General features: G+C 44.7%; 9 protein-coding genes. 3 read left to right on the top strand and 6 right to left on the bottom strand.

Annotated features, from left to right (window positions below):
* Window positions 1-687 precede the first annotated feature (687 nt).
* Both ABDW16_RS31020 and ABDW16_RS31015 read left to right on the top strand, forming a co-directional pair.
* The gene (locus tag ABDW16_RS31020; RefSeq protein WP_343675333.1) at window positions 688-2,046 is read left to right on the top strand and encodes a sigma-54 dependent transcriptional regulator; all 1,359 of its coding nucleotides are present in this window, start codon (window positions 688-690) and stop codon (window positions 2,044-2,046) included.
* A gap of 21 nt (window positions 2,047-2,067) precedes the next feature.
* On the top strand, window positions 2,068-2,439 hold the full coding sequence (locus ABDW16_RS31015; RefSeq protein ID WP_343675332.1) for an Hpt domain-containing protein: 372 nt from the start codon (window positions 2,068-2,070) through the stop codon (window positions 2,437-2,439).
* 78 nt (window positions 2,440-2,517) lie between these two features.
* Here ABDW16_RS31015 and ABDW16_RS31010 read toward each other — a convergent pair whose 3' ends face one another.
* The 5 genes from ABDW16_RS31010 to ABDW16_RS30990 all read right to left on the bottom strand — a co-directional run bounded on the left by ABDW16_RS31010 (window position 2,518) and on the right by ABDW16_RS30990 (window position 5,501).
* Window positions 2,518-2,967, bottom strand: coding sequence for a PA2169 family four-helix-bundle protein (locus ABDW16_RS31010; protein WP_343675330.1), 450 nt, complete (start codon window positions 2,965-2,967; stop codon window positions 2,518-2,520).
* Between the two features lie 272 nt (window positions 2,968-3,239).
* A complete protein-coding gene (locus ABDW16_RS31005; RefSeq protein ID WP_343675329.1) occupies window positions 3,240-3,686 on the bottom strand; it encodes a nuclear transport factor 2 family protein in 447 nt (148 codons plus the stop codon).
* 32 nt (window positions 3,687-3,718) lie between these two features.
* The gene (locus ABDW16_RS31000; protein WP_343675328.1) at window positions 3,719-4,564 is read right to left on the bottom strand and encodes an SAM-dependent methyltransferase; all 846 of its coding nucleotides are present in this window, start codon (window positions 4,562-4,564) and stop codon (window positions 3,719-3,721) included.
* A 95-nt stretch (window positions 4,565-4,659) separates the two neighbouring features.
* Window positions 4,660-4,923 carry a hypothetical protein gene (locus ABDW16_RS30995; RefSeq protein WP_343675326.1) on the bottom strand — a complete coding sequence of 88 codons (264 nt, stop codon included), beginning with the start codon at window positions 4,921-4,923 and terminating at the stop codon, window positions 4,660-4,662.
* A gap of 83 nt (window positions 4,924-5,006) precedes the next feature.
* Window positions 5,007-5,501: a DUF4251 domain-containing protein gene (locus tag ABDW16_RS30990; RefSeq protein WP_343675325.1), complete on the bottom strand. Its 495-nt coding sequence runs from the start codon at window positions 5,499-5,501 to the stop codon at window positions 5,007-5,009.
* Between the two features lie 173 nt (window positions 5,502-5,674).
* Between ABDW16_RS30990 and ABDW16_RS30985 the strand changes: the two genes are divergently transcribed.
* Window positions 5,675-7,006 carry a HAMP domain-containing sensor histidine kinase gene (locus tag ABDW16_RS30985; RefSeq protein ID WP_343675323.1) on the top strand — a complete coding sequence of 444 codons (1,332 nt, stop codon included), beginning with the start codon at window positions 5,675-5,677 and terminating at the stop codon, window positions 7,004-7,006.
* A 37-nt stretch (window positions 7,007-7,043) separates the two neighbouring features.
* On the opposite strand, the gene ABDW16_RS30980 is transcribed toward ABDW16_RS30985, so the two are convergent.
* Window positions 7,044-8,380, bottom strand: a 1,337-nt coding sequence (locus tag ABDW16_RS30980) for a SusD/RagB family nutrient-binding outer membrane lipoprotein (protein ID WP_343675322.1), incomplete at its 5' end; no start/stop codon positions are given.

The following is an 8,380-nucleotide window of genomic DNA, read 5'->3' as shown; positions in this document are numbered from 1 at the left end:
TTTGATTGAGAGATTGAATGGCAGTGTTGAGGGGTGGTGAGGATTGAGGAGTGATGGGGGTGAATGAGATTGGAGTGGTGAGGATGGATTGGGAAAGAGATTGAGGAAAGTGAATGAGATTTGGAGTGGTGAGGATGAAGTGAGAAAGAGATTGAGGAAAGTGAATGAGATTTGGAGTCGCGCAGATGGATAGTGAAAGAGATCATGCCAGTGAGGTTGAAACAGTGAACAATGAAAAGTGCAGTTTGAACAGGTGTGGATGCTCATAGCCTATGCCAGCAATTGAGCTTGTCATTTTAAAAGTTTTGTAGAACTAGTGAGCGTTTTGTGAGAATGCATCATCCCGGCCCCTGTGAAAACGCAGGAAGGGGAATAAGAAAAGGGGCCCGGGCATGATTCAAAGAAATTAAAGATTTTAAAAATTATCGTGCTTTTTTCATAACCGATTCATCCAGGCCCCACGAGATTAAGATTGGTACGGCGAAGTGGGGCCGCGGATGGGTCAATTTCATCCTACCAGTATAAACGAATAAGACCATTGATTTAAAACTACCCGGCTTATTTTATCCTATCAGTATAAAACGAATCAATCATTTTTAGGCCATCAATATAAAAATGAATTAAACTGGTCACTAACTGAATCGATCATGATTGGAAAATTTCCTAAATTAACGGAAAATTCCATGAATGCTCGATTTTAAGATTTTCATAGTTGAAGACGACAAATGGTATGGGAACCTGTTAGAACACTACCTGAGTCAAAACCCCGATTACGAAGTAACCCTGATCGGTTCAGGCAAGGAATGCCTGGCCCAATTGCACCGTAAACCAGATCTGATTACTATCGACTTCGGCCTTCCCGACATGAACGGTGAAGAGCTATATCGTAAGATAAAGCAGGCTCAACCAAATGTACCCGTCATCATCATCAGCGCCCAGGAAAAGATCACGACAGCAGTAGACCTCCTGAAAATGGGCGCAGAAGATTACCTCGTCAAGGATGAAAATACCCAGCAATTACTCTGGAAAGCCATCATCCGCCTGCGGGAAAATCAATCCTTAAAAAATGAGATTACACAGTTAAAAGCGGAGTTAAAAACCCGGTATGACTATTCCACCTCCATCGTGGGAAAAAGTCCTGCCCTACAGGCTGTATTCCGCCTGATTGATAAGGCCGCCGGCTCTATGATCAACGTATCTATCACCGGCGAAACCGGTACGGGTAAAGAACTGGTCGCAAAAGCCGTGCATTACAATTCAACCCGCAGCGGGCATCCCTTTGTAGCTGTAAATATGGCCGCCATTCCAAAGGAACTGGTAGAAAGTGAATTGTTCGGTTACGAGAAAGGTGCTTTTACCGGGGCTCAAAACCGGAAGACCGGCCGCTTCGAAGAGGCCAATGGCGGTACTCTCTTCCTGGATGAAATAGGGGAAATGGACCTGAATATCCAAAGTAAACTCCTTCGTGTATTACAGGAAAAAGAACTGATCCGCCTGGGGGGTAACAGCAAAATTAAACTGGACTTCCGCCTTGTGGTAGCTACGCACAAAAACCTGGCTGATGAAGTAAAGAAAGGTAACTTCAGGGAAGACCTCTACTACCGTATCGTGGGTCTACCCATTGCGCTTCCGCCCCTCCGGGACAGAAAAGACGACCTGTTACTGCTCACCCAGTTCTTTCTCGCCAATTATTGTAAAGAAAATAAGATTCCGGAGATCAAGGTCTCCCCTGCTGCCCGGGAAAAGCTGCTGGGCTATAACTACCCGGGTAATATCCGTGAATTGAAATCGGTGATAGAGCTGGCCGCCGTGATGTCTGAAAACAACATGATCGAGCCGGACGATATCACCTTCCTCTCTGGCAATAACCATGATGTGGATACAGTGCTGAATACAGAATTAACGCTCAGAGAATATACCAGGCTAATCATCAGGAACTACCTGAAACGGTACAACGATAACGTACTGCTGGTAGCTGAGAAACTGGATATTGGTAAATCTACTATTTACAAAATGTTACAGACAGGCGAGATCGAAGGCGCCTGAGTTAAATAACCTACAATCTATATGCACGCCGATCATGCACTCTATTCGTATAACTATCTGTACAAAATATCTGATAATCCTACGTTTATTCATAAGATGATTACCCTGTTCATCAATTCTTTAACAGAATATACGGGTGACCTGCAGCAGTTGCAGGAGACGAAAGTATTGCATGACCTGAAAAGGGTAGTGCATAAGTTGAAGCCTAGTGTATTGAGTATGGAGGTGAAGGGTGCAAAGGAGATTATCACAGAGTTGGAGGAAGCGGAGAAATGGGATGCGGAAGTGGAGAAAAAGGTGGCACAGTTGAAAAGAGTTTTTCAACAGATAAAGCCGATGATGGAAAAGGATTTGAAGAAGATAAAGATTGACGAAAACCCGTCTGAAAGTTAAATCAATAAAAAAGACTTCCTCCCGATTGGAAGGAAGTCCGGCAAAAAATAGACTAAATAAGAAACCTGTTCAGTTATTTTAAGCGTCCCGCAACGCTTTGATTTTATCGTGAGAGCGTTTCAATGTCTGCTGTTGTTCGACAATCATATCCCTCAGATAAGCAGGCATGTCTTCATCTTCCAATGCAGTATTATAAGCTTTCTGCGCAGCATCTTCCCCACGCTCACAATTTGCCAGCACGGAGTGACGGTCATTACCGGTGAAGACAGCCTTGATATCCATCCATGCACGGTAGATTTTACCGCTGGTTGTAGTGGATGTTTCCATATCACCGCCCAGGGCATTAACTTCTGTACCTAATGCCAGTCTGATTTCATGGCTTTCACTGATCATGGAAGAGAACAAGGCTCTCAGATCATTGTCTTCCTGTCTCAGGTCTTCTAACGCTTTTTCATAACCGTCAATGCGGTCATTGTTGATTTGTATCAGATCATTCAGGATTTCTATGGTTTCCAATGTCGCTTGCATAAAATACATTTTTATTGGTGAACAGATAAGACCGTAACTGGTCGATGTGTTTTTGGTTACCAATAAAAAAACTATGCCATCCTGCGGGAAGTACGGTGAATACGGGTTTGAGGGTCGGGCCGTAAGAGTGGCGGGCAACAAGGGCAGGAAGCTATTCACCAGTTTGGGTAAATAAGCCGACGTGCTCAGGAATTTGAAAATCGACCGGGTACAGGTAAATTAACATTGAATTAATCCTGCACTTCATAGGAATTTGCAATCATGCAAATTTCTTACGGATTTGCTACCGGCTGTTTCACCGCCTGACGGGCTAATAACTTCCACTGACTCCCCTCCTTCACCCACACCAGCAACACATGCAAATGTACATTGCCCGGCTTGCCATTATCATTAGTAGCAGCTGCCAGGCTATGCCTTACAATCGCTGTATTTCCACTGATCACAATCGTCTGATCAGTCAGATCAATAGATAAAAAATCAGAATGCCCGCTGACAATATTATCTACAAATGTAGCCTGATCCTCTATCTTTCCACCAGAATGTCCGTAAGTCAGCTTTGCATCTGTCAGTTTTTCAAGCGTGGCTTTGTCGGCGTCTACCATAGCCTTTCGCAGTGATTCTACCTGCGCAGCTACCGCCTTTTCCTCTTTAGATTGGGCAAATGAAATCATGGTCATACTACAAAAAAGAACAAGGAAACAATACAATTTAGTTTTCATAAAACGTCGTTATGGTTATGTGATATAATTTACTACTTTCTCACGGCAAATGCTACACGATAAAACTCATACCCTTTTTCTGTACGTGCCGGCATATATTGACGACGGTATTCTACTGCGCTATTATCCTCCAGTAATTCCAGTCTGAACTGCTGCAGGTATTTTCGCAAACTACCTGGTTTCCAGCCAAATGTCCATTTCTCTTCCAGTCCTGCTACATCACTGAGTAACTTTTCGCCACCATAATATGCACCTGGTTCCCGCAATACTTTTTCATCTACATAAGTGAAGATCACAAAGGACCCTACGGGGAACTTTTCTATAAACCGGAAGGTGGCGGCAATAGCTTCTTCCTGCAGGTAATTCGTTACTCCTTCCCAGATAAATACGGTTGGCAGTGAAGCGTCGAGTGACAGATCATCCAGGCCCTGTTCATTAAAATCGAGCTGTAAGTATTGTACATGTGCAGGTAGTGTGCCCAGCTTTTCTTTTTTTACAGCGGAAGTATTGGGATGATCTATTTCTACTACTGGCAGCAGGTGCAGAAAATCCAGGCGAAGCGCCCTGGTGTCAAAACCGGCGCCCAATATCACCACTTGCCGTACTCCCTGGTTCACAGCCTGTTGCAACAGTTCATCGATATACCTGGTTCGGGCTATGCCGGAGGAATAAGCACCGGGAATCCTCTTCTGGATAATACGCTGGATCATCCGGCGGAAAAGAGGGAGGATGGATAAACGGGTGACGAATTGAAAACTGCGGTCGAGGAAGTTGATAGCATAAGGATCATAGACCAGTTTATCATGTGGTCGCTGGGTTTCTAGCGCCCGGAATAAAGCCATGTACTGGGCGGTCCGGCTGGCGGAGAATTTTTTCATAACGGCGTAGCAGGTTGTGCTTTGCATTAAAGATATAAAAAAACGCAGAAAGGATTGCGGTAATCCTTTCTGCGTTTTTATACTGTGCATATTACTTAATTCAACAAATGCTCCTGTTTCACAAATGCGTCAAAGGCCTCCTTCGTCCACGCCCGATAGTCTTCCAGGCCTATACCTAATCGCTCATCGCGCTGAATTTCCTTATCATCCCTTGAGTCCCAATAACCATTTGCGAGTGATTGAATATTATCAGACGTTTCCACTGATACTTCTTTGTACTCTTCGGGATAGCTTCTGTAGTTCCCCATGGCCAGCTCCTGGATGGATTGCTTTACACCTTCTTTGTTGTTCTTAGACATGGTATCTGTTTTTTGGTTCACAGCATAAAAAACAACAACCATTCCGCTATGCCAGGATCCTGGTTTCTTAAGATAACTTTAACTTATCTTTTAGGTTTTCTTGCATCTACCACGCCATTAAATGTAATGGGTTGGCGATTGTTGCCAATCACCTGCAGTGAAGTATATCCTGCGGCAGAAACATTGAGTATCAGCTGACTGGCTTCCTGTGTATCCTTTGGTTTGATCACAATCGTCCATCCTCCCTTTTTCTTTTCTGTAACTTTATAATCAAACTTTGTAGAAGTAAACTGAATGCCACCCTTAGAAGGATCCAACGGCGCCGTATATGCACGGCCAAAGTATGGCAGGTAACTGATCACTGAATCTTTGGTTACTGTCAGGTCGTACTGACCATTCAGTTGCCTGTCAGGCGAAGGGCCGGCAGGTATCGAAGACTGAGCAGTAAATACATACGACTGGTTATTAATCAGATTCGCGATGGCCGCTTTCTTCTCATCGCTTTTGGATTGTGCTGAGGTGAAACCCGGCAGGGATATAGCAAGGGACACAAGGCCGGCTATCATAATATTTTTCATAAAATGTAATTTAGATGAGTAGCTGCGAATATCATTCCAATAAATAAATTGTGAGTAGAAACCCTACTATCCCATTTTCGTGTTATAACATATTTAATTTCCATCCCCGACCTTTGTAGGGCACTACCGAGGGACAATGACTAACCAATAAACACTCACATTTGCGAAATGTTTTGGCTCGACTTACCAGTTTATGGGAGACGCTAGTGGGAGACCCGGCTGAATTTTCGCTGGAGAACCGTGCTTTCAATTCCATCAGTGTCATTACGCTGGCACTACTTGCTGTACTGTTACCATTTAATATGTGGCTGGAACTGACGGCGGTATGGGTGATCGTACTGGTATTGCTGATTTTACAGGTTTTCTTCTTCTGGCTGTCCCGATATAAAGGCATTTACAACCTCAGTATGCTGGCTTATGTGATTGTAAGCTATATCACCCTGACGGCCACTTATTACCTGAATTCGGGCAGCCATGGCCCCGTGCTCCTGCTATTTTTCCTCACATTCAACCTGCTGATAGCCTTCAGCCCCCGAAAACAACATTGGATCTGGGCATCCCTCCACCTGCTTATTCCCATCGCCCTGCTTACTAAAGAATACCTGCAACCCAGCTGGATTGCGGATAGCTATCAGAGTGCACAGTACAGGTTTATCGACCTCTCATCGAGTTATTTTGTGACATTGACCTGCACATTTCTGATCACCAATTACTTACGAAATAATTATAACAGGGAGAAAAAGAAAGCGGAAGACAGAGCCGATAAGATCGACATTCAGAATGCTAACCTGGAACAACTGAACCAGAAAAAGGATAAACTCTTCTCTATCATTGCCCATGATTTGCAAAGTCCGCTAAACTCGATCATTACGACCCTGCACCTCATTGCAGAATACGACTTGTCTGAAGACGAGCGCAAAATGCTGGGCGATGAACTGCTTACCATGACAAAGAATACCTCCAATATGCTCACGAACCTGCTCACCTGGTCCAAGATGCAGATGGATGGTCGCGGGGTACGGTTGGCCCCCGTGCATGTATACGAAGTGGTACAACGGGTGCTGGGTATTCAACAGATTCTGGCAGATAAGAAGTCGGTGACGCTGACCTCCAAAATAGATCCTGCCGTGTACGTGATGGCGGATAATAATATGCTGGAACTCATTATCCGGAACCTGGTCAATAATGCGATTAAGTTTACGCCTAATAATGGGCAGGTTACAATCAGCCTGGTGGTAAAAGATGACATCTGCCAGCTGATGGTTACTGACAATGGTATTGGCATTGACAGTTCTCACAAAGAAGATATCTTTTCTTTGAAAACCCAATCTACTTTCGGTACGAACAATGAAAAGGGAATCGGACTAGGACTGGTGCTTTGTAAGGAATTACAATCTTTACAGCATGGGGATCTTTGGTTTGAAAGTGTTCCGGGCAAGGGAACGACTTTCTTTGCTACTATACCGGTAGCAGATCCTGCTGCCGATGGCAGGTTATACGCATAAAAACAGCGGAGCTACTACCCCGCTGTCTGTATTTCAATTACTTATCCCACCAGAGAAAATCTGCCAGCGATGCCACCGCCGGTACATTCGCTGCATTGCGGCTGGTTTCACTTGCCGGATAACTCACCCTCCTGATAAAGGTTGTTAACAGCGCATTCACAGGCAGACTGAAATTCCTGTATTGATAATCATACCTGCGGGCATCCGTCCAGCATTCCGGCTGGAGGAACATCGCCACGTATTTCTCTTTAAATAACATAGCTTTTGAATAAGCTGGTAACTGAGCCAGGTAGGCTGCCTTATCTGTAGCAGATACGCCTACCTTATCCATATTCGCATTTATACCATCCAGGTACGCCTGGTAAGATTTTGCCTGATCTGTATTAAAATAGGCTTCGGCAGCTATGAACCTTGCTTCCGCATAGGTAAGCAATAATAAAGGGGCGCCTGATTTAGAATAATATCCATTTACTGACAGGTAGCATTGGCCATTATCTGTACCGGAACCTACCCGGCCCGCTCCATTGACAGTTCCCCTGTAATCCCCGTATTTAGTCGTATCTGTGATCAGTGGCAAACGGGGATCGAATATGCCATAGGTAGTTCCATTCAGGGCATTGATAAAGGTAGCACTCAGCCAGCCATCCAGGCTGCCACTGGCATTGTCTACTGCCACTTCATTCCATAAACTCAGGCTTTCAAAACGGGAAATGGCCGCATCATCACTATTGCTGGTATAGCCATTTTCCAATGCTGCAAGCACCGCAGCAGGATCATAGTTCGATTGCTTGCTCAGGCGATTCAATAAACGCGCTTTAAGTGTATAAGCCGTTTTAATCCACCCTGCAGCAGCACCGGCATGCACCAGATCATTTTCTGCATCCAGGGTAATGAGGGGATCTGCCTGTTTGAGAGAAGCGATCCCTTTTTCTATCAGGAGCAGGCAACTATCATAGATGTCCGCTCCCTTATCATAAGCAGGTGTGAGATAAGTAGCACCCTGCCATGCCTGTGAGTAAGGCGCATCTCCCCACAGGTCTATGAGCATGCTCATATTGTAAGCTTCGAGAATCTGGCCTACACCCATATGCTGGTAAGCATTCTTCTCTACAGCAAGCGCTTCCATCCGGCGTATATCCTCTATGGTAAGATAGATGTTTTTCCAGGTCGTACTGGCATCAATATCATCATAAATGTCCGTGCTACTACCAGCATTGGGTGAAGCCAGTCGTTTTACATAATAATAGTTGATATTGCTTACATTAAACACATTCACCCCCGTCTGGTATGTGACTGCTGATAACAATCCATTAATAGGCGGATTGGTCGTTTGATTCGGATTCGTCTGGTTCACATCCAGGTAGCCTTTCGAAC

Origin of the sequence: Chitinophaga sp. (assembly GCF_039596135.1) — a bacterium.
In the GTDB taxonomy this organism is placed as follows: domain Bacteria; phylum Bacteroidota; class Bacteroidia; order Chitinophagales; family Chitinophagaceae; genus Chitinophaga.
Note: the sequence above shows the minus strand (reverse complement) of the source record. Positions and strands in the feature narration are given on the sequence as shown.

What these genes read in the sequence shown, in the direction of transcription:
- ABDW16_RS31020 (WP_343675333.1), top strand. Translation starts at nt 688, where the DNA reads ATGCTCGATTTTAAGATTTTCATAGTTGAAGACGACAAATGGTATGGG.
- ABDW16_RS31015 (WP_343675332.1), top strand. Translation starts at nt 2,068, where the DNA reads ATGCACGCCGATCATGCACTCTATTCGTATAACTATCTGTACAAAATA.
- ABDW16_RS31010 (WP_343675330.1), bottom strand. Translation starts at nt 2,967, where the DNA reads ATGCAAGCGACATTGGAAACCATAGAAATCCTGAATGATCTGATACAA.
- ABDW16_RS31005 (WP_343675329.1), bottom strand. Translation starts at nt 3,686, where the DNA reads ATGAAAACTAAATTGTATTGTTTCCTTGTTCTTTTTTGTAGTATGACC.
- ABDW16_RS31000 (WP_343675328.1), bottom strand. Translation starts at nt 4,564, where the DNA reads ATGAAAAAATTCTCCGCCAGCCGGACCGCCCAGTACATGGCTTTATTC.
- ABDW16_RS30995 (WP_343675326.1), bottom strand. Translation starts at nt 4,923, where the DNA reads ATGTCTAAGAACAACAAAGAAGGTGTAAAGCAATCCATCCAGGAGCTG.
- ABDW16_RS30990 (WP_343675325.1), bottom strand. Translation starts at nt 5,501, where the DNA reads ATGAAAAATATTATGATAGCCGGCCTTGTGTCCCTTGCTATATCCCTG.